Here is a 25,928-nt window from a genome sequence, read left to right on the forward strand (position 1 = left end):
TCGACATGTTGCTGATTCATGAAATGATGTTGTACGCTTTAGCTGGCGCGCTATGTACGTTACACTTCACTAAATTAATGGTATTAAATCCCAATTGCGACATATTCCTAAAAATAAGGGTGAAAAAAGGAGAGAAACTTAAAATATCAAGAAAAAACAGAATAAATTGCGTAAATGGATATACTGCTCCGCAGCACCAATAATGTTTCATATATTTATGCGGTGCCATTAGTTAATACGAATTAATAAACTTAAATAAATGATAAATCAAATCTATAAAAAAGGATGAAGGACATGCCAAACTCCCTCAGTATCGCAAAAGAGCGCATCAGCCAGATAAGCGATATTGCTACCAGTTATGTACAAAAAGACAAATCATTATTTGATCATTTTATTCATAGCTATTATCAGCCATTGCACGCAGAGGCAGCTGAGACTATCAGTAATGCTGACCTAGCGGGCATGGCATTACATCATTTTACGTTGCTCCAAGCCTATGATGGCAGCAAGCCACAACTGAAGGTGCTGAACCCCAAAGCAGAAGAACAGCATTTTCACAGCTCACATACGGTTATTCAAATTGTTGCCTATGACAGACCGTTTTTAGTCGATACGATTTTGATGAGTCTTGAGTCTGAAGGTATCGATGTTCATCGTACTTATAACATCATTGTCAGTGTTGCACGTGATGATAATGGTCATATTACTCATGTCGAAGGCGCACATGAAAGCGCGACCTCTCATTTGTCTTTGATTCATTGTGAAATTGCCTATCAAGATGATGAAGATCTGGCTGCATTACAGCAAATGTTATTAGCAAAAATTGATACGCTAGATACAGTCGTTGGCGATTGGAAGCAGATGCGTGCGCAGTTGACGGATATCAAAGCTGAGCTATCAAACAAGCCACTGCCAGAAGTTTTTTACTCGCAGCAAGAGATACAAGCATTTTTAGATTGGATATTAGACGATCATTTTATATTCTTGGGTTATCGTGAATACCGTTTGGAAGGCGGGCAGGCTGTCGAAGTGAATGCTGAACCTGCTGATTTAGATTTATTCGCCATTGGTAATAGCGGTCTTGGTCTATTACGCGGTGCTGAAGAGGATAAACTGTCAGAAAGTTTTAGCCAATTGCCAAAAGTATTAAAGCAGCTATTGACTGAACCGCGCGTATTGATGTTGTCCAAATCAAGCCGTGTATCGCCTGTGCATCGTCCTGTATATATGGACTTTTTGGGTATTCATAAGTTTGATGACAATGGTAAGCTGGTTGGTGAATATCGATTTATTGGTCTATTGACCTCACAAGCGTATCAACTAACGGTACAGCAAATTCCGTTATTACGTGACAAAGCCAATAAGATTATGGCGATGGCAGAACTGCCGCGTGACGGTCATGCGCACCATAAAATGATGCATGTGATTAACACCTTGCCGCGTGACGACCTCTTTCAAGCCAGCGTTGAAGAGCTATATCCTATCGTTTCTGGTATCAGCCAGTTGCAAGATAAAAAGAGCCTGCGCCTATTCAGCCGTGTGGATCATTATCAGCGTTTTGTCTCATGTTTGGTCTATATCCCGCGCGACAAGTTCAACACTGAGCTACGTATCAAAGTACAGAACGTCCTAAAAGAAGCCTACGGTGGCACATCATCAGGGTTTACCACCGAATTCAATGAATCAGCTCACGCACGTGTGCATGTCCATGTGCGTACGGTGCCAGGTCAAGTGAAAGACGTCGATACTGTGGCACTTGAAGCCAAACTATCTGCTTTAATGCAATCATGGAGCGACAGCTATCAAAAAATGCTGCTGGATAATGTGGGTGAGCAACAAGCAAATGCTTTAAACCGTCGCTTTTTGAATTATATCCCTGCGGCTTATCAAGAGCGTTTTGATGCCCGTACTGCGGTTGAAGACACCAAGCGTTTGGCTGTATTGACAGCAGAACAGCCGATGATTTGGCATTTATACCAGTCAACGGGCGATGCAAGCAATCAATTACACCTAAAACTGTATGGTCGTGAACAGCCTGTTATTTTGTCTAAAGTCCTGCCAATCCTTGAAAACTTTGGTGTGTCTGTCATTTCAGCACAAACCTATGAGTTTGATTTGCCAGAGCAGCCCATTTGGATGCAAGAGTATGAGCTAACACTGGAGCATGTCGATACTGTCAACATGCAAGTGGTGCGTGGTCAGTTTGAAGACAGTCTCAAACAGATTTGGGCGGGACATGTCGAGAGTGACTCCTTTAACGAATTGGTATTGACGACCAACTTAGATACTTATGATGTGGTGGTACTACGAGCATTATCACGTTATATGATGCAAGCGAAAGCACCATTCTCTAGTACTTATATTCAGCAAACGGTAGTAAAAAATAGCGACATTAGCGTGGCGCTCGGTAGTCTGTTTGATGCCCGTATGAACCCTAAGTACAGTGAAGATGAACGCACAGAAAAAACCGCGCAGATTCAACAGCAGATCACGGCGGCATTGGCAGGTGTGGATAGCTTGGATGAAGACCGTATCTTGCGTTGGTATTTAGATTTAATTAACGCCATGGTACGCACTAACTTCTATCAAACCGATAGCGATGGTCAGCGTAAAGATCGTTTATCGTTTAAGTTTTTGGCAGCAGATATTCCTAATCTACCAAAACCAAAACCGATGTTTGAGATATTCGTGTATTCGCCGCGTGTTGAAGCGGTGCATTTGCGCGGTGGTAAAGTGGCTCGTGGTGGTCTGCGTTGGTCGGATCGTATGGAAGATTTCCGCACCGAAGTGCTTGGTTTGGTCAAAGCACAAATGGTCAAAAACGCGGTGATTGTTCCTGTTGGTTCAAAAGGCGGTTTTATCGTCAAAACCAAAACCATGGCAGATGGTCGCGACGCATTCCAAGCCGAAGGCATTGCTTGTTATCAAGCATTCCTACGCGGCATGCTCGATGTGACGGATAATATCGTTGATGGAAAAATTGTCCCGCCAGCCAACACCGTGCGTCATGATGAAGATGATCCGTACTTAGTGGTCGCGGCTGATAAAGGAACCGCTAGCTTCTCTGATATTGCGAATGCCTTGTCTGCTGAATATGATTTCTGGCTCGACGATGCCTTTGCCTCAGGTGGCTCGGTTGGTTACGATCACAAAGCCATGGGTATCACTGCACGCGGTGGTTGGGAGTCGGTCAAACGCCACTTCCGTATGCGCGGCATGGACATTCAGAACCGTGATAACTTTACCGTGGTTGGTATTGGTGATATGAGTGGTGACGTATTCGGCAATGGCATGCTGCTATCAACCCATACCCAGCTGGTCGCCGCATTTAACCATCTACATATCTTTATTGATCCTAATCCAGATGCTGCTGCTTCACACGCAGAACGTGCCCGCTTATTTGACATGCCGCGTTCGACGTGGGATGACTATGAAAAGTCACTTATTAGCCAAGGAGGTGGCGTTTTCTCCCGCCAAGATAAGAGCATCACGCTCAGTGCTGAGATGAAACAGCGTTTTGATATCGCTGAAGACAGCATGGCACCCAATGAGTTAATCAGTGCGCTGTTAAAATCGCCTGTTGACCTTATTTGGAATGGCGGTATTGGTACTTACGTGAAAAGCGTGAATGAGAGCCATGCTGATGTCGGCGACCGTGCCAATGACGCCGTACGGGTCAACGGCAATGAGCTACGTACGGCTATCGTTGGTGAAGGTGGTAACTTAGGCTTTACCCAGCAAGGACGTATCGAATATGCACAAACAGGCGGTCGCATTTATACCGACGCTATCGATAACTCAGGCGGCGTAAACTGCTCAGATCATGAAGTAAATATCAAAATTTTACTTGGTAAAGTAGTCGAGCAAGGCGACATGACCTTAAAGCAGCGTAATGAGTTGCTTGAGAGCATGACTGATAGCGTGGCAGAACTGGTATTGCGTCAAAATTACCTTCAGCCACAAGCCATTGAGCTTAGCCACATTCGTGCGGCGGCTAACTTAAGCGATCATCAGCGTTTTATTCAGATGTTAGAAGGCGAAGGGCGTCTTGATCGGGCGATTGAATATCTGCCATCAGATGAAGAAATTGCCAAACGTCAAAAAGCAGATACTGGCTTGACCAACCCTGAGCTGGCAGTTGTCATGGCTTATGGCAAAATGTGGGTGTATGACAACTTATTATCATCAGACTTGCCAGATGATGCGTACTTTATCAATGAGCTGCGCAAGTATTTCCCTGATGAGCTGGCGACGCGGTTCTTTGATGAGATGACTGAACACCGCTTACATCGTGAGATTATCAGCACCTATTTGACCAATAGTGTGGTCAATCGTTTGGGTATTGAAGCACTGTTCCGTCTTTATGAAGAAACAGATCAATCGCTGGCGACCATCGTGCGTGGTTATGCGATTAGCCGTGATGTCTTCAATGTATCAAAAGCTTGGAACACCCTTGAAGCGCTGGACAATCAAGTCGATGCTACATTACTGCTAACTCTTGAGCTGCGTCTACGTGACGCGCTTGAGCAAGGTGTTGTTTGGTTTATCAATGCCTTTGGTCAAGAATTGCAAGTCGCTGACATGATCAGTCGCTTTAGCGATAGTGTTGAGAAATTAACCAAATCAGGCGGATTTATTGAGCAACAATTTGCAGAATACTTGCAAGAAGACACCACTAGCCTGATGCAGGATGATCTGTCTAATAGTGATGCTGCGTTGTTTGCGATGCTGCCTTATCATGTTGATGCACTTGATGCCGCACTGCTCGCTGAGCAATATGAGCGTCCTGTTGATGAGATTGCAACATTGTACTTTGATGCCTATCACGTCTTGCAGTTAGATTGGATGATGGACAACATCGCCACTTTACCACAGCAAGACTACTGGGATCGCCGCGCACGCCATGCGTTGATGAATGAGCTGTCACGTAGTCTACGTCTACTGATGGATGCCATACTATCTAAACCTGATGCGAAGCAAGCGTTTGGTGAATGGCGTTCACGTCACCTGGATCATCTGGAGTCTGTCACCACAGAGATGAGCAAGTTAGATAATCTACATAGCAATGATGAAAATGGTCAAATTGGTCTTTCAACGTTGTCAGTATTGATGAGTGAGCTAAGCGGTTTAGTCACTAAGTAACTAAACTAACTAAGTAGTCATTCAATAAACAACAAGATAAAGATCTTTTCAAAAAAACCACCGTTATTAATTAACGGTGGTTTTTTATTGTCTGGCTAAGCGTAAAAAGTAATCAACGACGTGATGCAAGCTTTAGCTTACGAAGCTTTTTCATTAGTAACATTGACCACTCGGCGACAGCCTTGACCACTGATTTGGCTAAAACCGCCGGAGATTTTTTCAACCTTGATTTGAGTCAAGATGCGATCTTTTAATGCCTGTACGTGAGAGATTATGCCAATAAGCTTACCTTCTTGTTGTAAGCTCGTTAAGGTGTCGAGCGCAATATCAAGCGACTCTTCATCAAGCGTACCAAACCCTTCATCCAAAAACAGTGAATCCACGCGAATGTTGTGACTCGCCATCTGCGATAACCCAAGGGCGAGCGCCAAGCTGATAATGAATCCTTCACCGCCCGATAGATTTTTGGTACTGCGAATATCACCGCCTTGATAGTTATCAATCACATTAAGCTCCAGCGGATTACTGTCATCATGAATGAGCAAATAGCGGTCACTCATTTTTTGCAGTTGCGTATTGGCATGGCTAATCATGACCTCAAACGTTAAGCCTTGCGCAAAGGTACGATATTTTTTGCCATCAGCAGAACCAATTAACGTATGTAGCTGCTGCCAAACTTGTAGTTTTTGTTTTTGTTCATCGATTGCCATCAGCTGTGTCGCCTGTTGCCCTTTTTGGCTGTCGTTATCCTTAAGCTTTTGGTCAATCGCACCGATTTTTTGACTTAACTCATCGATATCCGTCTGTATTTGATGATGCTTGCCAGCAAGTGTTTCTCGGTCTTCATCTGTCATAGGCGTGGCAAGTTTTTGCTCTAACGTTTGCTGGGTATTATTTAACTGCAACTTAGCCTGTTGTAGGGCATTATCAATCGCTAGTTTACGTATATGTAATGCCTCACGCTCTTCTTTAGGCAGACGCGCACTCAAAAAATCTGCTTCATCGGCGAACTTTGACTCTGCGAGTAAGTTAGTAAAAATACTGTCCTGTGTATTTACGGTAGTAGTCGCCAACTGTCGCTCTTTGGCTAGCTGTTGCTCTCTGAGCTTTAATTGCTCTAAAGATTGCAGTACAGAATCTAGCTGTCTTTGCGCTATGATTTGTTTGGCTTTAGCCTCATCAGCAGCGCTGCGTAACTGGTTTTCTTCATAATCTGTATCTTTATCTGCGAATAGCGCTTTTCTATCTGTCTTTAATTTTTCGATATCCTCTGTTTTATTATCAATTAATGTCTCTAATTCTTTGAGTGCGGTCTCATCATTGGCGAGCTGTGCTTGCTTACTCTCAATATTCGCAGTCAGGCTGCTCAGAGTATTGGTGAGTTGCTGTTGGCGGCTACTTTGCTCATGGTGATATTGCTTTAATTGCTTCAAAGCATGACGTTGTGCCCGCAACTGGTCAATATGCTCATCATAATCTGCGCTTGCTAATACTGTTTGCTTATGAAGGCTTTCAATGAGCTGCTGCAGTGCGCCTTGAACGTCAGTCGCTTTGAGCGCCATCGTTAAATGATTCTCGTATTTAGCCGTTGGGTACTTACTCACCAAAGATGAAATATTGGTCATCATGGGTATGAGTGCAGAAAAATTAGCGGCAATCTTATCTTCGACACTTTCAATTTTTTGAGCATTTAGCTTGATATCAGTCGTCAGATTATTAATGGCGCGACTAAGTAGCTGTTGCTGCTGTTCATCGCCTTCGATGGCAACACTGAGCGTTGCAGCACTTTCAGCTAGGTTGTCATATTTGACGACTATCGTTTTAAGAGACTGTTTATGCTCAGTCAGTTTGTGCTTGATGGTGTCTAATAAGGATAAGCCGTGATCAATATGAATATCAGTATCGTTGTTAATCTGCGCAAGTGGATCGATAATTGCCACAGTCGATTTCGAATAACTATTTTCACTGTTAAATAGCGAGGAAAGGTTAGACTGAATATCAGCGTGTAAAATTTTAGATTGCTGCTGCAAGGGCGCTAACTGCTGCTGTTGATTATTGATGGCTTCTTTTTTGGTGGCATGGTCGATACGATGTTTAGATAAAGTCTGCTCAAGATTATCAATAATAGTTTCTAATTCAGCTATGTGCTGCTGAGTTAATTGCGCCTTAGTCTGTTTTATTGTGGACGACTGGTTTTGATCGTCATTGGCGTCGGTATTATTATTCTTGGTACTAGGGTCTAATAACGGATGATGTTTACCATAAGGATGCTCATGCGCGCCGCAAAGCGGGCAGGGCGACCCATCCTCTAGCTCTACTATATAATCTTCAAGCTTAGCGACCTTTTGTAGTAGATGTAGATGCTCTTTCTTATCTTGTTTTTTGAGCTTAGCCTCTTCAATATTTATCTTGTGACTGGCAATCAAACCTTCTAAAGTCTTAAGCTCTTGATTCAGTGTGGGTAACGTTGCATTGATGTGTTGAATTTGGCTGGTACGCTCAGACAGCTGTTCTAGCTTAATATGGGCTTGCACAATCTGGGTGCTTATTTGATCGACTTGCTCTTGCTCGCTACGCATATTAGCAATGGGCTGGTTTTGAATGAGTGCGGCTTGCTGCTGTTGTACGCTGGCAAGTTGCTCGCGTTGCTGCGTTATCAATAATTTCTCTGCGTTTTGCTGCTTATATAACTTATCAAAATCAGTCTGTAGCATGCGGGCTTGATTACTATAAGCAAGTTTATCCGCTGTTAGATTGGCATTATCTTCCAACAGCGCCTTTAATCGGCTACAGCTGTTATCGAAGGTCACCATATCTGTATCGAGGTCGTTTAGCTCTTGGTAATCGCGAAAGTACTTTTCTACACTGCTAAGCTGAGTTCTGACATCTTGCTCTGTTTGCTTGTGGTCAGCTATATCTTGACCTAATTGTTGAGTGTTACTAACTAATACCTCTTTACGCTGATTATCGCTAGCTAAAGAATAAGAGTGCTGTTTTATCTCAGCATCCAACTCGCGTGTCTTTGCAATAATAGGCAAAGTAGCATGTAGGCTATCTGTGGCTTGCTTGTCAATGGTATTGATATTCTTTAAATGAGTGTTGGCGTGTGCCAGCGCTGCTTGCTGAGTTGGAATCTTATTAAGCAAATCTTGCTGCTCAACCTCTAACTGCTTGACTAAATTTCGGCTGTAGCTAAGCTCGCGGAAATAGCTATCAATCTCTAAAGCCTTATTAGCGCCATCTAAACGCTGGGCTTCTGGAATAAAGGTTTGCTGAGTATGCTTTGCCGCTGCAAAATCGGCCTGATAGGTCGAGAGGTTTTGCTGTAGCTGCTGAACACTATCCAGCCACTGTAGCTGTTCACTTAGGGTTTTAAAGGTTTGGCGCTGTGTGTTTTGCTGTTGGTTAAAGCGCTCTAAATCTACTACCAGTAGCTTTTCGCCTTCAATACTTAATAACGACAAGCTATTCACACCTGCCTGTAGTTTGCCAAGCACGTCTTCCTCAGAGCGTTTTTTTTCATGAACGTTTAACGATATTTTGGCATAAATAGCAGTGCCCGTTATTTTCTCTAAAATCGCGGCTCTATCGCCGATATCAGACTTTAAAAACGCGGCAAAACTGCCCTGTGCGAGCATGATGGAGCGCGTAAATTGATTAAAATCCATGCCGATGAGGTTTTGTATATAGGCAGAAGTTTTGGACTTCTTCTCTTCTAAAATCTTGCCGGTCTGCACCTCACTAATCTCATGCTTAATTGGTAATAGGTTGCCCTTGGCTTTTTTGTGGGCACGATGTTGATACCAGTAGCATTGATAACGCTTGGAATCAATCTCTATAATGACTTCTGCTGAGCATTCACCTGTACCTTGGGTCATTATCTCGTTCGTTGAACCAGTGATATCGCCCAGTCTTGGCGTCTGACTATAGAGTGCTAAGCAAATCGCATCCAATATGGTCGTCTTGCCAGCACCCGTTTGCCCAGTAATGGCAAAAATACCTTCATTAAGAAAAGCGGGGTCACTAAAATCAATGTGCCATTCGCCTTTTAAAGAATTCAAATTTTTAAGTCGTAGTTCGATTAGGCGCATGATAAAGTCTTATTTTTATAGGTAGTAAATGAGGGTAATAATGAGAAATGAAGCTGTTATTCTAGCTAGCTTCTATCAAAATCGTTTATGATTACATAATGCTATTCAGCCTGAGTATCTTCATGACGTAAGTTATAAACGATTTGATCATAGGCGTCACGTAAGGATGATTTTTGCTCATTAGGGATCTTATGAGCAGTTAAGCAGCGCTCAAATACCTCTTCCTCATTTAAATCTTGTAGCGTCTCAGAGATCTGTTGTTGATTTAGTACTTTATTATAGGTACGAGTATTTTTGATTTTTAACACCTCGCACGGCAAATTATCTACCATCGTTTGGATGTGCTCACGTAACTCGCTGACCACATCATCACCCGTATAAATAATTTCAAGCCAAACAGATTCTTTTGCATCAAGAGCTTGGATGGTTTTATCTATAGCCTGATTAATACACTCCAAATCACCTGAAACTTGCGCCAGTTGTTGAAACTTTGGAATAGGTAGTGATACTACTTGCATCTGATTAGAGTCATCGCGATGCAGTATTTTGTTGGAAGTATCGAGATTTTTAAGCATTGATTGGTTGTTTTGATCCTGCTGATCAGGGATGTTTTTTGTAGCAGTTTTTGTCACCTCATTATTTTCTGATTGCTCGTCAAAACCAAACAAGTCATCCATAAATTCAGTCGTTTGACTGGCTACTTTCTTAACAGGTTTTTCAATCGGGGTAACGGTATTGGTCAGCTGAGGAATAATGCTTTCAACTGCATTGTTTGAGGCTGATTTTTGACTGCTAATGTCATTTGCTACTGCACCAAACTGTACCAGTAATACTTGTTTTTGTTGTTTTGCCTCGCCAAATCCCATCGCGATTGGCGAGCCTGAATAGCGAATGCTCTCACGACCACCGACGCGTTGCGGTACATGCAAATGTCCAAGCGCCACATAGTCAAAACTTTCATCGAACATGTCAGCAGAAATCTTACCGAGTGAGCCGACATAAAGCTCACGCACACCATCGTCTTCAGTAGTGGTGCCACCAGCTGCAAATAGATGCCCTGTGGCAATGATGGGAATGTGACGCTGGTTTGCGTCGGCTAATTTAGCCTGTTTGGCTTTGGCAATGCTAGCTACTTCATCATAATGGGCGCGAATGCCTTTGATGACATTGGCATCTTTGCTATCAGCCGACTCGCCAGCCTGACTGCTACGCACGTCACGATCACGCAAATAGGGAACAGCCGCAATAATACAATGCGGGTTTCCATTTGTATCGTCTAATACCAATACTTCATCGTTTAAGTCTTCACAAGCCGTACCGATAACATGGACGTTTAAAAACTTGAGTACATTACTTGGTGCATCTAAAAAAGTGGGAGAGTCATGGTTGCCTGCGACGATGACAATATGTTGACAGCATGATTTTGAAACTTTTCCTAAAAATTCATAATATAGCGCTTGAGCTCTATTGCTTGGGGTCATGGTGTCAAAAATATCACCAGCAACGATTAATATATCCACTTTCTGCAGGCTAATGGTGTCTTGTAGCCAACCTAAAAACGACTCAAATTCGTCATAACGCATTCGTCCATAAAGCCTACGCCCCAAATGCCAGTCGGAAGTATGGAGGATAGTGAGTGGTTTTGGCATGAATTTAGTATCGGCAGGTATGGACATAATTGAGCTTAAGGACATTTGATAGAAAGTATTCATTCTAGCAAAATTTTCTATGTTGGAGATGGCTGTCTAAAGACATATATAAGATTTCGTCTATAGATATAATTTCTTTAAAACTGCGTACAAAACCTATACGTCATAATTAGTTGTTTTTAAAAGTAATTTTTTTTATTGGCTCCGATAAGCGGTATGTAATGGTTGATAAACGTTTACTTTATCTCTAATATGCTGTTTGTTATTGAGTTGTATCGATAGTGAAAAATTATATATCCCAAAACCTTTTAAAGGCTTACATGACATTCTTACTCTCACAAAACTAAAAAAGTGTTTCTATGAAAAAAGTCCTTAGTATTTTTGGTACACGCCCTGAAGCGATTAAAATGGCGCCTGTTGTTAAAGCTTTAGAAGCCAATCCTGATATTCAATCCATCGTTTGTGTGACTGCCCAACATCGTGAAATGCTAGATAAGGTGCTGGCTCTATTTGAGATAGTTCCCGACTATGATTTAGATATCATGAAAAGCAATCAGAGCCTGACCCAAGCTAGCTCTAGAATGCTAATGGCACTTGAGCCTATTTTACAAGAATGCAAGCCTGATTTAGTACTGGTACACGGCGATACATCGACCACACTATGCGGTGCACAAGCAGCATTTTACCAACAAATACCGATCGGACACGTTGAATCTGGGCTGCGTACCTATAGTCTTTATTCACCTTGGCCAGAAGAGGCTAACAGACAACTAACTAGTGTCATTACCAAGTTGCACTTCTCACCAACCAAAGCTGCCGCGCAAAATTTGTATGATGAGCATAACAACCCAGAATACATCTATGTTACTGGTAACACCGTTGTAGATGCCTTGTTAGATGTTAAAGATAAGTTAGAAAATAACGCATCACTACGATTGGAATTACAGCAGGAGTTTTCAGAATTGGACTTTAATAAACGTCGGGTCCTTATTACGGGTCACCGCCGTGAAAATTTTGGAGAAGGCTTTGAGTCTATCTGCCAAGCAATCAAAGATCTGGCTCAAAAGTATCCAGACTATGAGTTTGTTTATCCTGTTCATCTAAATCCTAATGTTAAAGAGCCTGTCAATCGCTTACTAAGCGGTCTTAATAATGTCAAACTTATTGCGCCACAGGATTATCTGCCTTTTGTCTATTTGATGAGTACTAGCCATATTATTCTCACGGATTCAGGTGGTATTCAAGAGGAAGCGCCATCGCTTGGTATTCCAGTATTAGTCATGCGTGAAACGACTGAACGCCAAGAAGCAGTCGAGGCAGGTACCGTTAAGCTAGTAGGTACTCACGGTCCTACCATCGTCGCTGAAGTTAGCAATCTGATTGAAAACGACGCTATTTATTTAAAAATGAGCCAAGCCCATAATCCTTATGGTGATGGTAAAGCCTCACAACGTATTGCTAAGACGATCGTTGAGTTCTTATACGAGCAAACTGCTAAAACTGAAGCGTTAAGCTAACTTAATATTAAATAGACGGGATTAAGATGAAAAATATTTGTGTGTTTGGTTTAGGTTATATTGGTTTGCCAACAGCTGCGATGTTCGCCCATCATGGTGCCAATGTCGTCGGTGTCGATGTGAATCAGCATGCGGTCGATACAATCAATCAAGGCAAGATTCATATCGTTGAGCCAGGTTTGGAAGCAATTGTTAAGCAAGCTGTGGATAACGGTAGACTCAAAGCCAGCCTAAAGCCAGTACACTCAGATGCTTATCTGATTGCCGTACCTACACCGTTTAAGGGCGATGACCACACCCCTGATTTATCTTATATTCATGCAGTTAGTAAAGCCTTGGCGCCACTATTAGAAAAAGGCGATTTGGTCATTTTAGAATCGACTTCACCAGTAGGTGCAACAGAGCAGATGGTTGAGTGGCTTGCTGAGGCGCGTCCTGATTTGACCTTTCCCAAGTATCATGAATCTGATAATGAAGCCGATATCTATGTGGCTTATTGTCCTGAGCGCGTGTTACCTGGCAAGGTTGTGGAAGAGCTAATCTCTAACGACCGTATCATCGGTGGTATGACTAAAGAGTCGACTAAAAAAGCGCAAGAAGTCTATCGTATCTTTGTAGAAGGCCAGTTGTTAGAAACCAACTCTCGTACGGCTGAGATGGCAAAGCTAACAGAAAATGCTTCTCGTGATGTTAGCATTGCCTTTGCTAATGAGTTATCTATCATCTCTGATAAGCTCGATATCAATGTTTGGGAGCTGATCGAACTGGCCAATCATCATCCACGTGTCAATATCCTACAGCCGGGTGCTGGGGTCGGTGGTCACTGTATCGCTGTTGATCCTTGGTTTATTGTTAATCAAAACCCTGATGAAGCTAAAATAATTCGAGCTGCTCGTGAAATCAATGATAGTAAGCCTGACTGGGTAATAGGTAAAATCAATGCTGAAATCGATAAGTTAAAAGTACAAGGTATTGAAAAGCCAACCGTGGCGTTACTAGGGTTAGCATTCAAACCGAATATCGATGATCTACGTGAAAGCCCTGCGGTAAATATCGCGCAAAAAATGCTTGAATCTGATAATGCAAATATCTTATTGGTTGAACCTAATATTAATCAACTACCTGAAAAGTTAGCCGCCGGCACGTTGGTATCTTTATCAGAAGTCGTTGACCGTGCGGATGTCGTCGCCATTTTGGTTGCTCATGATGAGTTTAAAGATAAGACGCTTCTAAAAAACATTCAAATTATGAATATGGTTGGTAATATCTAGTTTAGCTAATCTATAAAGTAGACACTCTTGAACTGCTTATAGTACATCTAAAGAATATTACGTTTGAACTGGTAGTTATATTTAGGCAAGTATATTATGAAAAAATTTAAAAAATTATTTAAGAATAAGAGTCAAGACGACCGAAACGATTTAGTCGTCACTAAAGACCATAGTATTAATGCCGATGAGCTAGCAAACTATATTCGTAATCTTGAAGCAGAGAATAGGGATTTAAAAGATAGTACAACTGAGAATAATACTATCTCTTATAAACTTGGCAAGACTATTATTGATACCTTAAATAAGCAGTCTTCTACTACAGAACTTCCTTCCAAACTCTTAAAAGTTTATGCTGAGTCACGTAAAAGAAAGTTACCTAGTTTAAAGGGTGCAAGCTTGGTGGATAAGGCTATTATTCTTCTTACGGATGAAAAACTGTTGGAGAGTTATCGATTAACGGGCAATAAGATAGGTATTGCTAATAAGCCTCAAAATATAAACACTAAGCAAAGCGTTACCACTATATTAGGTAATGTATTAAACATGATAGAAGAAGATCACTTTATACTAAAAAATCAACCCCATAATAACCTTGTAGATAATCTTATTATAGAGTCAGTATCTAATACTCCAAATCAAGAAGTCGATGTTGATATAAATTATAAATTCAATTCAGAAGTATTAGTTGATCTAACTATTAAAGATAATAACGTAATTGAACTAACCCAACTTGAAGTGCAATCATCAGGTGACACTTTAGAGATTTCAGCAGCCGTGCTGTATCGTCTAAAAAGTGAACTCATTTCTCGTAAGGCTGTTGTGCTATTAGACTTTTTAGACGCTACAGGTACTAAAGTGCAGAATATAGATATAAATGGTATAGGGGTGTCTGCAGCTTTTGGGCAATACTTTCGTTATCTCAATAATAACTGTAGTAATGTCGAAGAAAACCTTAAGGATATTATTAAGCTCCAACTACCACCTACTATAGCTAGTGTAAAAATATATATAGCCGGTATGGGGTTAAAAGGTGACGAGCAAATAAATCTCCGTCTAAAAGCTCACTGTTATAATGAGCAGAAAGAAGAGGTTATAACGTCTGAAGCGCCGATTGATATCACTGTTAATAGTGGCGATAAAGTTGAGTTAACTCAACTTGGAGTGCAAGCAGAAGTTGATACTTTAGAAGTTTCAGCCGCTGTACTTTATCGTCTAAAAAGTGAACTGACTTCTCGTAAAGCTGTAATATTATTGGATATTCTAGATGCTTCAGGCAATAAAATACAGGACATTCCAGGATTAGGTGTTTCAGCACTATTTAATCAACTTTTTCGTTATTTAAATAATAATTGTACAAGTATTGAACAAGATCTCAAAAGCATAATTAAAATTAAAATACCAGATAGTGCGGTAAGTATAAAAATTTCAGTAGCAGGCATGGGTTTAAAAGATGATGAGCAAGTAGATGTTCGTTTAAGAGCTTGTTGTTACAATGAAAAGGTAGTGGAAGAGTTTAAGCGTCAAAGGCTTATATCCCACCCTTTACCTAAACCTATTACTTCTGATCCGAGCAATAAACGTTATACATCAGATCTCAATGTTGCCTGTATATTAGATGAGTTTACTATTGAGTGCCTCTCTCATGAAGTTAAGCTTATTAAAATTACTCAAGAAGACTGGCCATCTCAATTAGAAAAAGTTAAACCAGACTTTTTATTAGTAGAAAGCTGCTGGCGAGGTAATGATGGTAACTGGGGTACATTAACTCGGGGAAGCGGCGGAGGAAGAAAGCTCGGTCCATTGCTACAGTACTGCAAGAAAAATAATATTCCAACTGTTTTTTGGAATAAAGAAGATCCACCACATTATGAAAAGTTTGGGGCAGTTGCTAAATTGTTTGACGTGGCGATTACTACAGATATCAATATGGTAGAACGCTATAAAACAGATTTTGACATTGATGTATATCCTCTTTCATTTGCTGCACAGCCAAAGATTCATAATCCAGTGCCTACTATTTCAAGACTAGATAAAGCAGTATTTGCAGGTTCTTATTATAGGGATAAATCCAAACGTTGCGCTGATTTTGATGAACTTATGTCCGAAATTGAAATGGCTGGAGTGGCTTATGATATCTTTGATAGAAATCATTATCGTGATGTAGAGAACTTTATTTACCCTGATCACTATCATCATCATATTGTTGGCAGTTTGCCAGCTGAGGATATGTGGAAAGCTCATAAAGGTTATAAGTATCAGATTAATATGAATACAGTGCAAAATTCAAGCACTATGTTTGCTCGCCGAGTATATGAGTCTCTTGCCTCAGGGACACCTGTTATTAGTAATGATTCAGTAGGCGTAAGCGAGCTATTCGGTGATTTGGTTATTATGCCAAATAAGGAACAGACGATAACAGAGCAGCTTAGAGAGCTCGAGTCTTCATCGCTAATATACGAAAACAGAGCTCGTCGTGGGGTTAGAAGAGTCATGCGTGAACATACTTACGGTCACCGTATTCAACAAATCTGTAGATTATTAGGTATGGATGTCGAAGTCACTGTACCCAAGGCGACACTAGCTATAACTGCCAGTAGCGAGACTGATGTAGTACGCGCTGAAAAGATATTTGAATCACAGACTGCCGTTGCTAAGCATCTTTTTATAGAATTAGAAAATTTTGATACTGCGCATCAGTTCTTAAATAAGTCTAATAACACTACTTCTTATTCAATGAAACTAGGTCACGCTTTCTATAATAATGAGAGGCAATATTATGGTAATGACAAGGTCCTGAAATGTAATGTAAATGACAAAATATCTGCTGAAGCGTTAGAAGATTTTATTTATTGGGGAGAGTTGTAAATGACTAAAAAAATTCTACTTATATCGTGGCATTTTCCCCCTTATAAAAGCTCTTCAGCATTCAATTTATTTAAACGCCTAAAAGATACAGGCTACGAATACGATGTTTTGCAAATCAGGCGAGCTGATAAGCCGGATAATGATGCAATGTTTCGTTTTGCATCTAGCCGTTTCAACCGCTATGAGATTGAAGTACCTTCAGAAGATGCACGCAATGCTGACTCACGTGAACATTATATTAATAAAGTATTAGAATGCTATAACACTTTAAAAAAGGAAAATCATTACTCAGCTATGATTTCGCACTCTCACGAAATTGTATCTCATATGGCAGCCATGGCTATAAAAAAACGTAACCTTGAACTACCGTGGGTAGCTTCTTTTGGGGATCCCATTGCTGCAAATCCGTTCAATGAAAGTTATAAATTCCCAATGCTGCAAGAAGATAGCCAAACTGAAGCTCGGGTATTACAGCAAGCTGATCGTATTATTGTGACTAATCATTATCAGCAAGAACTAGTAACTGCTACACAGGCACAACCAGTTGATAGAGAGAAATTCTTCATTCTACCGCATTGTTTTGATGAACGTATGTATTCTAATAGCTCTAAAAGTAATAGCGTTAACACTAGTAATACTGGCAGTATTACTAGTGTATTCCGCTTTATGCATATTGGCATGCTTTATAAGTTTAAGCGCACTGCTGAGCCCTTCATGCTAGGTGCACAGCGACTATTACAAAAACATCCTGAAATGAAAGGACGCTTTACATTAGAATTCTTTGGTGCAAATGATCGTTATATAAAAGCTGCAGCAGATTACGGTCTTGCAGATACAGTAAGTTTCAATGGCACTGTAAGCTACTTAGACAGTCTAAGCCTAATGACAGAAGCAGATTGTCTATTGTTACGAGATGCAGATTTTAGTGACTATGGTTTAGAGTACACACCCTTTTACCCTGGCAAGCTTGCTGATTATTTAGGGGCAAAAAAACCTATTTTGGCAGTAACTATGCTCAAAGGCTGTGTACCAGATATGTTCGACCAACTCAATTATCCTTATTGTAAAGAGGATGATATAGAAGCTATCTCAGATACTATGTATCAAGCTATAAATGGAAAAATAGTCGTCAACGATCAAGAGGCTAATAAGTATTCTTGTGAGCACGTTAGCTATCGTGCAAAATATCTTATAGATAATTTGCCTATTCAAAAAACCATACTATTTGCAGGTCATGATTTAAAGTTTATTAAAAACGTCATGCAGGCTTATGAAGCTGATTTCAAATATAATGTAATTGTTGATAAATGGAAAAATCATACTGACCATAATGAAGATATAAGCAAATCATTGTTGAATGATGCGGATATTATATTTTGTGAGTGGGGGCTGGGAAATATAAAGTGGTATTCTCATAATAAAAAGAAAGGTCAAAAGCTTGTAGTAAGAGTTCACCTACAAGAAAATCAACGTCCTGAATTTCTTAGAGATTCTATAATTGATAACATTGACTACTTTATATTTATTGCTCCCTATCGTTATGAAGAGTTCGTTGCAATGCACAGTATTCCTCGATATAAAGCAAAGATGATTTTTAATACAGTTGATGTAGAGAAGTTTAGACTACCGAAACTTCCTGAAGCTCAGTTTACTCTTGGCTTCATCGGTATGGTGCCATGGAGAAAAAGGTTTGATCGCGCACTAGATATATTCGAAAAGCTTTGGATAAAAGACAATAGATATATACTACGAATCAAAGGTAAGCGACCAGAAGATTATCCTTGGATGCTTAGCAAGGGACGTACTGAAGAAATGCAACAGTACAATACTCTCTATGAAAGAATTAAAGTGTCACCATGGAAGGATAGTATCATTTATGATGGACACGGGGATGATATGCCTGAATGGTTTCAAAAAGTAGGTTATATACTCTCGACAAGTGATTTTGAGGGAAGTCATCAAGCTGTAGCTGAGGGCATGGCTTCAGGCTCATTTCCACTAATATATAACTGGGATGGTGCTGACACTGTATATCCCAAAAAGTATGTCTCTGGAACTATAGACGATCTTATCTTAAATGCCATAAAGTTTTTTCCTAGTGACCAATACTTGTATAAGTATGCACATGATAACTTCTCTAATTCTAAAGTTGTAGCAGAAATTAGACATCTCTGTGATATTTAATAAAATTTTTTAGGTTTTTACTCCATCGCTTAATCTACAAGATGATATTTGAGTATAGTTATGAATAATAGCATTGAAGGTTCAGGATTTTATGTGGTTTCAAGTTTTAGTGAGCAAAAAAAACACTACTTTAGTGGAACTATATTTAATGATAAGTCTATCGTTATCGGTGAAAGAGGACTTGAAATATATCTTAAAAATAACGAATTTCCAGATCTAAGTGGCCCACTTGATGGCCGTTTTTCTATTATCAAAGTTACTAAAGAGATAGTATTAGCTAGAACGGATATTTTTGGTCAAGATATATTATATTATTATATAAAAAATAATGTATGGGCAATATCTAATTCTTTTATATTGTTATGCAGACACTTAACAGATAATGGGGAAAGGCTTAAAATTGATAAAGATCAGATCGATGTTTTAAAAGTTAGGCATGGTATTACACAGCAATTAGTAAGTAATGATACTCTTATCCATAATATTAAAGTATTACCACGTAATAAAATATTAAAAGTTACAAAGAAAAACAAAGGTTTTAATTTTATTGATATATCACCTATCCTACAAAGTCAAAGCTATATTGAGAATTTAGATAAGTTTTTTAAACGCACTATAGATATTAACCACACATTAATCAATTATTTTGAGAGTCGAGTTACAGTTGATATTACGGGTGGCGTTGACTCTAGAGTAGTATTAGCTACTATTCTAGCATCAGATGTTGATTTGTCTAAAATTAATTTCATGTGTAGTAAAAGTGTAGGTAATGATTATGAAGTAGCACTTAAATTAGCTAATAGATATGGTTTTAATATAACTAATAAATCGTATATATTTGGTCAGGGAAGCCAAGATAATTTATATGATTTATGGAAATTAGGAAGTTTAGGAGTGTACTTTCCTATATACTTTCCATCTTCTTCGCGCCCGCAGTCATTACTTCATTATCACGGAGCCTGTGGTGAGTGTTTCAGAGATTTTTATTTGCAACCAGCGAATGAATACATGAGTCACGTTGCACTAGGGCAAAGCAATCAAAGTGCTCTGTATGCTTTAAACCGAAAAATAGGTAAAGCACTTTATGAAATTGATGCTCCTGCAAATACTAAAGTATCTATGATTGATTATTATTGGAATTATAGATCCAGATTTCATGTAGGAAGGAACACTCATCGGAACTTAAGTGAGTACTATGTCACTCCAATGGCATCTATTTATTTAGCAAAAGCGTTTGAGCAGTTAAACGAGTTAGAAAAAGAAAAAGGATCATTGGTTTTGGATCTTTTCGTAAGGTGCTATCCTGATGTACTAAATATTTCTTTCGATGAGAAAGAAAAAAACTACTCTGAAATAGATATAAGTAAAAGTCTAAAGAGAGTTGCATCTTCAAATGAAGATACAGATAATTCAAGACCTAGTAAACTTAAAGTGTTTTATGAGTTAGAACCAAGGCAACAAAGAACTGAAAAAAAGAGTTCAATGATTGATTTATTGATTCTAGACTTAGAGAAATATTCAAGGATTGTAACTGAATTTAACTTTTTTACGACAGAAGAAGTGCAGTTAGCTATGGATAATGTGAAGAAGTCACCATGGAATGCACGTTTAGGTATAGATGCTTCAAAAATAATTTCAGTAGGTGAGCTACTATCTTTAAAGAATATTGGATTATAGATAATAATTAAAGCTTAATTATTAAAGCTTAATTATTATTAAGATTGTTTATGTTGTATCTAATGCAGTTATCTATTTCCTAGGTTGTTAGAGTAACTAATACATCATTTCTGCTATAAATATGAATTAAGATGCTAATGGAGGAAGTAACGTAATGAGCATATCAAAGATCGAGAATTTAGAAAATATATTTGCAGAAGAAAGTATCAAACAATTCAATAAGCTAACGCAAGACTTAATTAAAGTACAAAATCGCATCTACTCACAATTAGAAAGCTTATCTTGGTTACAGCGCCGCCTTTTACCTAATACACAAATTCCTCCACTGCGTGGGTGGGCAAGCTCTCCTGACGTATTGTTGCGTTTGCATACGCATATTGTAAATACTAAGCCTAAAGTGATAGTTGAATTTGGTAGTGGTGCATCAACCTTAGTAATTGCGGACGCACTCAGTCAGAATGGTGGTGGTAAGCTGTTTTCAATAGAGCATAGTGAGCATTATGGAGCACAAACAATTTCTCAATTAGAACAAAATAGCTTAAATCGTTGGGTCGATTTACGTATTGGTGGGCTAGAACCTTGGGATGCAGAACATATTAATCATAATGATGCTAGCAAGCCATCACTTTGGTATCCAAAGTCCTTATTGCAAAATATTGAAAATATAAACCTAATATGGGTAGATGGACCACCAGGAAATATTTGTGCTTATAGCCGTTATCCTGCTTTACCAGCATTATCTTCCCAGCTGTCTGATAGCGTCGAGGTATGGATGGATGACACGGTTAGGCAAGAAGAGAGAGATATTTGCGAAGACTGGGCTCAGAACAATGGCTTTAATATACAGTATTACCCACTAGAAAAAGGCTTAGGAAGACTAACAGTATCTTTGGAAAAATAATAGTAAATACAAAATAGACTTATAAAAATTGAGGGTTAAATATGTTTGATGTAAATATATCTGTAGAAAAAAATAAAGTACTAGGAGAATTTATAGCTGACAGCTATTTTTTTGAACCGTCTAAGTATGATTATGCTTTCTACTTATATAAAGATGAGGAAAGAATAGAAACTAAGTGGTACACAGATAATATGAAAGCTGAGTTTCTTATTGATGACTTTGATGGAGTGTTTTATATTAAGGCTTTTGTTAGAGATAAAATATACGGAGACAAAAGAACATTTGATTCGGAAAAAAAAACTATCGATAGTTAGAGTTATCAATAAATGTCTTTTTATTTTCTACACTGAATATAAAATATATATTATTTCCATGTATTTTATTTTCTTTAATATGGGCTCTTAATTAAGTAACTAAGTCTCTATAGATAAAAAATTAATATAGTTGCTATAGTGCTAGCTATTCTATTTAGTAGGTGCAATACAATGAGATACTTATTTAACACCTCTAAAGAGACTAGAATTGCTTTAATAAGTGACGAGTTGACGTCTTTAGCATTGGACGAAAGTTCTGTAAAAATTTTCCAACTTAAAGATAAAAAATGGTTTCAGTTATTTAAAATATTTAAACCAGACTTTATATTAGTCGAATCCGTGTGGCGAGGGTATAAGGATGCATGGCGCTATAAGATAGCCAACTACCCTGACTATCCTGAACGTAATAACGTTGAGCTACGCAAGCTTTTAGAGATGGCGGATAAATATAATATTCCTGCTGTATTTTGGAATAAAGAAGATGGGGCTCACTTCAACCGTTTTATAGACTCTGCCAGTTTATTCAAATATATACTGACCGTTGACTCAAACTGCGTTGAACGCTACCAAGCGATATTGGGTGATAAAGTAAAAGCAGGGGTGCTACCCTTTGCCGTACAGCCTAAGTTTCATTATCCTACCACCTCACCACCGCGCTATCGTAAGAGTTTATTTATCGGCAGTTACAGCAAGCATATCCATAATGCTCGCCAACAGTGGCAAGATATGGCGTTCAGTGCTGCATCTCCCTATGGTTTGGATATCATAGATCGCAACTCAGATCGCAATCCTGACGTTTATCGCTATCCCGATTTACCTAACACGACAGTATTTCCTAATGTCCCTTATAATAAGACGGGTGATGTATACCGTCAGTATTCACACTGTATTAACGTCAATACCGTGACGGACTCGCCTAGTATGTTTTCTCGTCGTTTGATTGAGATTATGGCCTGTGGTCGGTTGGCGGTGAGCAATCCTAGCGTATCAGTCAGTACACGCTTTGAGGGGATGTGTGAAGTGATTGAGAGTCGTGAACAGGCAGATGAGTTATTTGCGCAGCTCTCTAAAGGCTATACTAAGCAACAAGAAGAGATGATGCGTTATGCGAGTGCTCATGTATTAGAAAACTATAACTACGATCAATGGTTACAGCATATTGTGGATTTTATCGAGCTATAGATTGCTTCTATTATAGAAAGATACTTATAGTATAAGTTATCAAAAGTTATCCGCCAAATACAAAAACCTACCAGTAATTAATGGTAGGTTTTTTTGTGCGAGTTGAAAGCCTTAATTCAACCAATCACTAACTGCTCCAAACCATCATCAGCCGTTGCTAAATTAGCAATCATCGATAATGCATGTGCTTGTTGGTCAACCACCTTATCTTTTGGTGTTGCCGCAGTACCGCCTCGTAACCAGTTATTAGCTGTGGTGTCACTATTGTTGTTTTTCTGCTGATTTTGCAAATTATACCAAGCCAAATCATGATGGAGTGCGACCACGTCTCCCATAATGAGCAAGGCTGGTGTGGGTAGCTGGTTTTTTTCTTGCAACTCAACGATGTCGGCAAGCGTTCCCGTTAATACCTGTTGATTGGGCATACTGGCATTGGAGACTATAGCAATCGGGGTGTCGCTACTGCGCCCTGCATCAATCAAGCCTGTCGTCAAACGCGCCAGCGAATGCAACCCCATATAAAATACGACTGTTTCATCCGTATTCAAAAAGCTCTTAAAGTTATTATTGGGCGCGCCAGCCTTTAAAAATCCAGTGACAAAACGTACCGACTGCGAATGGTCACGATGAGTCAATGGAATACCGGCATAGCTTGCAGCAGCATTGGCAGCGGTAATGCCGGGGACGACTTGATACGGGATACTGTGCGCACGCAAGCTCTCAATTTCTTCGCCGCCACGCCCAAAGATGAAAGGATCACCACCTTTTAGACGCACCACACGGCGACCTTCTTTTGCGCTATTGACCAACAATTCATTGATGCCTAATTGCGCTATCGCATGGTTGCTGCGTTTTTTGCCAACGAATACTTTATCAGCATCGCGGCGGCATAAATCCAATACTTGCGGTGAGACGAGCGCATCATAATAGACAATGTCAGCCTGCTGCATCAAACGCAGCGCTTTAAAAGTGAGCAGCTCTGGGTCACCTGGGCCTGCACCAACGATATAGACTTCGCCTACATTATTTTGTAGGGTTTGAGGTTCTGTGGATATATCATTCTCTGTATATTTATCACTGATAATTGATGCTGTTTTATCTAAATCGGCTTGTAATTGTGCCGCCGCTTCAGCTTCATTACCCGCAAACATCAGCTGACTGACTGGACCTTCAAATGCCTTTTCCCAAAACTGCCTGCGTCCTGTCAGCGTAGGTATTTTAGTTTTCACTTCGCTACGAAAATCACCAGCAAGCTTTGCCAATTTACCATAGCCTTGTGGAATCAAGGTTTCGAGGCGAGCGCGTAATAGACGTGCCAACACTGGCGCTTTGCCGTTTGACGATATGCCAATCACGATTGGATTGCGATCAACAATCGCAGGGAAGATAAAATCGCATAAATGCGGCGTATCGACCACATTAACTGGAATGTTTAGCTCAGTGGCATCAGCATGTATTTGATGGTTAAGTGTCTCATCGTCAGTGGCAGCAATAATGACGCGTGCGCCTGTCATATAAGTTTTATTATAATTCTCATAAATCAGCTCATGCTTACTGTCACTGAGCAAGGCTTGTATTTCGTCGCTGATATTTGGCGCAAGAATAGTGATGAACGCGCCAGCACGGCTGAGCAAATCCGCTTTACGTAGCGCCACATCGCCACCGCCAACAATCAGTACTTTGCGACCTTCTAATTTAAAAAATAATGGAAAGGTGTTCATAGGATTACCTGTAATTCATTCAATGTAAGGTATGTCGCTATTATGAGGTATCACAGGCATACGCTCACGTAGCGAATTGGCATTAGCATATTCGTTTTTGTCATGTTAGTGAGGGTTTTTGATGTAAAAGGGAATAGGTGAGTCGTGAAATACAGAACTAAAAAAGCCACAGGCTTACGTCAAAGCTTGTGGCTGTCATTTAGATTAGATTTTTGCATTGGCTATTAGCAATAAAGAGATTTGACCACGTACAAGAACCTATTCAAACTCACTCAGCATCTTAGTCATACGGGCATCTTTCTGTTGCCAAATATCCTCTAACCAATCAAACATCATTTTTTTGGTGGTTTCATCACGGTCATAGCCGCCGTCCATGATAGCAGCAAATAATTCGTCTGGTATCTTTAAGCGAGTCACATCGACGCCCAAACGGCGAATATTACCTTTCCATAAATCATCATAGTCAGGCGCGCCGTCTGGGTAGACAATGGTCACGTCTAAGATAGAATCCAACTCATTGCCTAACGCATTAATGGCTAATGACAAACCGCCAGCCCGTGGTTTTAACAAATGCTGATAAGGAGATTTTTGTTGGTCATGTTTTTCTGGGGTAAAGCGCGTGCCTTCCAAATAGTTTAATAGGGCAAAGGGTTTGTTTTTTAATTGACGACAGGCACGCTTAGCCTCAAGCAGGTTTTGTTTTTTAAGTTCTGGATTCTTGGCCATCGCTTTTGCAGAAAAGCGCTTCATCATCGGAAAGTCTAAGAAATAAAAGGCTTGACCGATGACAGGAATATAAATCAGATTAAACTTGGTAAAAAACCGTGTCAGAGGCAGCGTATCTTGGCTGATATATTGCACAATGCTGGTATCAACCCACGATTGATGGTTGCTTACCAATAGATACTGTTTGTCTTCGCTCAGGTCCTCAGGCAGGTTAATGCGCCAGTCTTTGTGAGGTAGGGCATGATCAATGACGGCGTTATTACTATTAATCCAGTATTTGGTAATCGCAATCAGCGCATCATCCGCAGCTTTTGCTCCTGTCAATACTTTTGCCGCTCCCAAAGTCCAGATGGGCAGACCCACCATCGCACTATTGGCAGTAAGAACACTCGTACCAGTTAAAAAAGAGGCAGTCTTGCCTACCGCTGGTAGCTTATCGTGCAGTTTTTCATAGAGTGAATCGATTTTTTTTATAAAAGACATAATAAATATCCATATTGATGAGCGCGAGTGCCTATAAGGAAATAAAAAAGGATGAGTAACTTTGTCCATGATGCGGCTTTATAGCGTCGGTTTAATGCCGAGCAGCCACTGAGGCAAGCCATAGAATACCGCAATGTTAGACAATAAAACGTTCAAGAAACGTTAATTATTCAAATGCTGACTTCTTTATACAGATAGAGATATT

At 39.9% G+C, this 25,928-nt stretch carries 13 protein-coding genes; 9 read left to right on the plus strand and 4 right to left on the minus strand.

Annotation, left to right across the window (positions count from 1 at the left end):
* Positions 1-294 precede the first annotated feature (294 nt).
* Complete coding sequence (locus tag ACP7AE_RS00750) at positions 295-5,142, plus strand: NAD-glutamate dehydrogenase (RefSeq protein WP_426241012.1); 4,848 nt, start codon at positions 295-297, stop codon at positions 5,140-5,142.
* 137 nt (positions 5,143-5,279) lie between these two features.
* Here the strand turns inward: ACP7AE_RS00750 and ACP7AE_RS00755 are convergent, their stop codons facing one another.
* Both ACP7AE_RS00755 and ACP7AE_RS00760 read right to left on the minus strand, forming a co-directional pair.
* Positions 5,280-9,233, minus strand: a complete 3,954-nt coding sequence (locus ACP7AE_RS00755; protein WP_426241013.1) for an AAA family ATPase — start codon at positions 9,231-9,233, stop codon at positions 5,280-5,282.
* Positions 9,234-9,334: 101 nt separating this feature from the next.
* Positions 9,335-10,909: an exonuclease SbcCD subunit D C-terminal domain-containing protein gene (locus tag ACP7AE_RS00760; protein ID WP_426241014.1), complete on the minus strand. Its 1,575-nt coding sequence runs from the start codon at positions 10,907-10,909 to the stop codon at positions 9,335-9,337.
* A gap of 332 nt (positions 10,910-11,241) precedes the next feature.
* Here ACP7AE_RS00760 and wecB point away from each other — a divergent pair, with 332 nt between their 5' ends.
* From wecB to ACP7AE_RS00800, 8 genes are all read left to right on the plus strand, one after another.
* A complete protein-coding gene (gene wecB / locus ACP7AE_RS00765) occupies positions 11,242-12,399 on the plus strand; it encodes a non-hydrolyzing UDP-N-acetylglucosamine 2-epimerase (protein WP_426241015.1) in 1,158 nt (385 codons plus the stop codon).
* Between the two features lie 26 nt (positions 12,400-12,425).
* Complete coding sequence (gene wecC / locus ACP7AE_RS00770) at positions 12,426-13,670, plus strand: UDP-N-acetyl-D-mannosamine dehydrogenase (protein WP_426241016.1); 1,245 nt, start codon at positions 12,426-12,428, stop codon at positions 13,668-13,670.
* Between the two features lie 96 nt (positions 13,671-13,766).
* A complete protein-coding gene (locus ACP7AE_RS00775) occupies positions 13,767-16,535 on the plus strand; it encodes a CgeB family protein (RefSeq protein ID WP_426241017.1) in 2,769 nt (922 codons plus the stop codon).
* On the plus strand, positions 16,536-18,719 hold the full coding sequence (locus tag ACP7AE_RS00780) for a hypothetical protein (protein WP_426241018.1): 2,184 nt from the start codon (positions 16,536-16,538) through the stop codon (positions 18,717-18,719). It begins immediately after the preceding gene.
* A gap of 60 nt (positions 18,720-18,779) precedes the next feature.
* Entirely contained in the window at positions 18,780-20,396 is a 1,617-nt protein-coding gene (locus tag ACP7AE_RS00785) for a hypothetical protein (protein WP_426241019.1), read from the plus strand.
* Between the two features lie 154 nt (positions 20,397-20,550).
* Positions 20,551-21,297 (plus strand): class I SAM-dependent methyltransferase, encoded by a 747-nt coding sequence (locus ACP7AE_RS00790; protein ID WP_426241020.1) that lies wholly within the window; start codon positions 20,551-20,553, stop codon positions 21,295-21,297.
* Positions 21,298-21,338: 41 nt separating this feature from the next.
* Complete coding sequence (locus tag ACP7AE_RS00795; protein ID WP_426241021.1) at positions 21,339-21,611, plus strand: hypothetical protein; 273 nt, start codon at positions 21,339-21,341, stop codon at positions 21,609-21,611.
* Between the two features lie 171 nt (positions 21,612-21,782).
* Entirely contained in the window at positions 21,783-22,793 is a 1,011-nt protein-coding gene (locus ACP7AE_RS00800) for a CgeB family protein (RefSeq protein WP_426241022.1), read from the plus strand.
* 116 nt (positions 22,794-22,909) lie between these two features.
* Here the strand turns inward: ACP7AE_RS00800 and cysG are convergent, their stop codons facing one another.
* Both cysG and ACP7AE_RS00810 read right to left on the minus strand, forming a co-directional pair.
* Positions 22,910-24,514: a siroheme synthase CysG gene (cysG, locus tag ACP7AE_RS00805; protein ID WP_426241023.1), complete on the minus strand. Its 1,605-nt coding sequence runs from the start codon at positions 24,512-24,514 to the stop codon at positions 22,910-22,912.
* Between the two features lie 258 nt (positions 24,515-24,772).
* Positions 24,773-25,723, minus strand: a complete 951-nt coding sequence (locus tag ACP7AE_RS00810) for an acetyltransferase (protein WP_426241024.1) — start codon at positions 25,721-25,723, stop codon at positions 24,773-24,775.
* Between the last annotated feature and the right edge of the window lie 205 nt (positions 25,724-25,928).

The sequence above is a fragment of the Psychrobacter sp. TWP2-1-2 genome (assembly GCF_049896785.1).
GTDB lineage: Bacteria > Pseudomonadota > Gammaproteobacteria > Pseudomonadales > Moraxellaceae > Psychrobacter.

What these genes read in the sequence shown, in the direction of transcription:
- ACP7AE_RS00780 (WP_426241018.1), top strand. Translation starts at nt 16,536, where the DNA reads ATGACTAAAAAAATTCTACTTATATCGTGGCATTTTCCCCCTTATAAA.
- ACP7AE_RS00795 (WP_426241021.1), top strand. Translation starts at nt 21,339, where the DNA reads ATGTTTGATGTAAATATATCTGTAGAAAAAAATAAAGTACTAGGAGAA.
- cysG (WP_426241023.1), bottom strand. Translation starts at nt 24,514, where the DNA reads ATGAACACCTTTCCATTATTTTTTAAATTAGAAGGTCGCAAAGTACTG.
- ACP7AE_RS00800 (WP_426241022.1), top strand. Translation starts at nt 21,783, where the DNA reads ATGAGATACTTATTTAACACCTCTAAAGAGACTAGAATTGCTTTAATA.
- ACP7AE_RS00785 (WP_426241019.1), top strand. Translation starts at nt 18,780, where the DNA reads ATGAATAATAGCATTGAAGGTTCAGGATTTTATGTGGTTTCAAGTTTT.
- ACP7AE_RS00755 (WP_426241013.1), bottom strand. Translation starts at nt 9,233, where the DNA reads ATGCGCCTAATCGAACTACGACTTAAAAATTTGAATTCTTTAAAAGGC.
- wecB (WP_426241015.1), top strand. Translation starts at nt 11,242, where the DNA reads ATGAAAAAAGTCCTTAGTATTTTTGGTACACGCCCTGAAGCGATTAAA.
- ACP7AE_RS00760 (WP_426241014.1), bottom strand. Translation starts at nt 10,909, where the DNA reads ATGTCCATACCTGCCGATACTAAATTCATGCCAAAACCACTCACTATC.
- ACP7AE_RS00750 (WP_426241012.1), top strand. Translation starts at nt 295, where the DNA reads ATGCCAAACTCCCTCAGTATCGCAAAAGAGCGCATCAGCCAGATAAGC.
- wecC (WP_426241016.1), top strand. Translation starts at nt 12,426, where the DNA reads ATGAAAAATATTTGTGTGTTTGGTTTAGGTTATATTGGTTTGCCAACA.
- ACP7AE_RS00790 (WP_426241020.1), top strand. Translation starts at nt 20,551, where the DNA reads ATGAGCATATCAAAGATCGAGAATTTAGAAAATATATTTGCAGAAGAA.
- ACP7AE_RS00810 (WP_426241024.1), bottom strand. Translation starts at nt 25,723, where the DNA reads ATGTCTTTTATAAAAAAAATCGATTCACTCTATGAAAAACTGCACGAT.
- ACP7AE_RS00775 (WP_426241017.1), top strand. Translation starts at nt 13,767, where the DNA reads ATGAAAAAATTTAAAAAATTATTTAAGAATAAGAGTCAAGACGACCGA.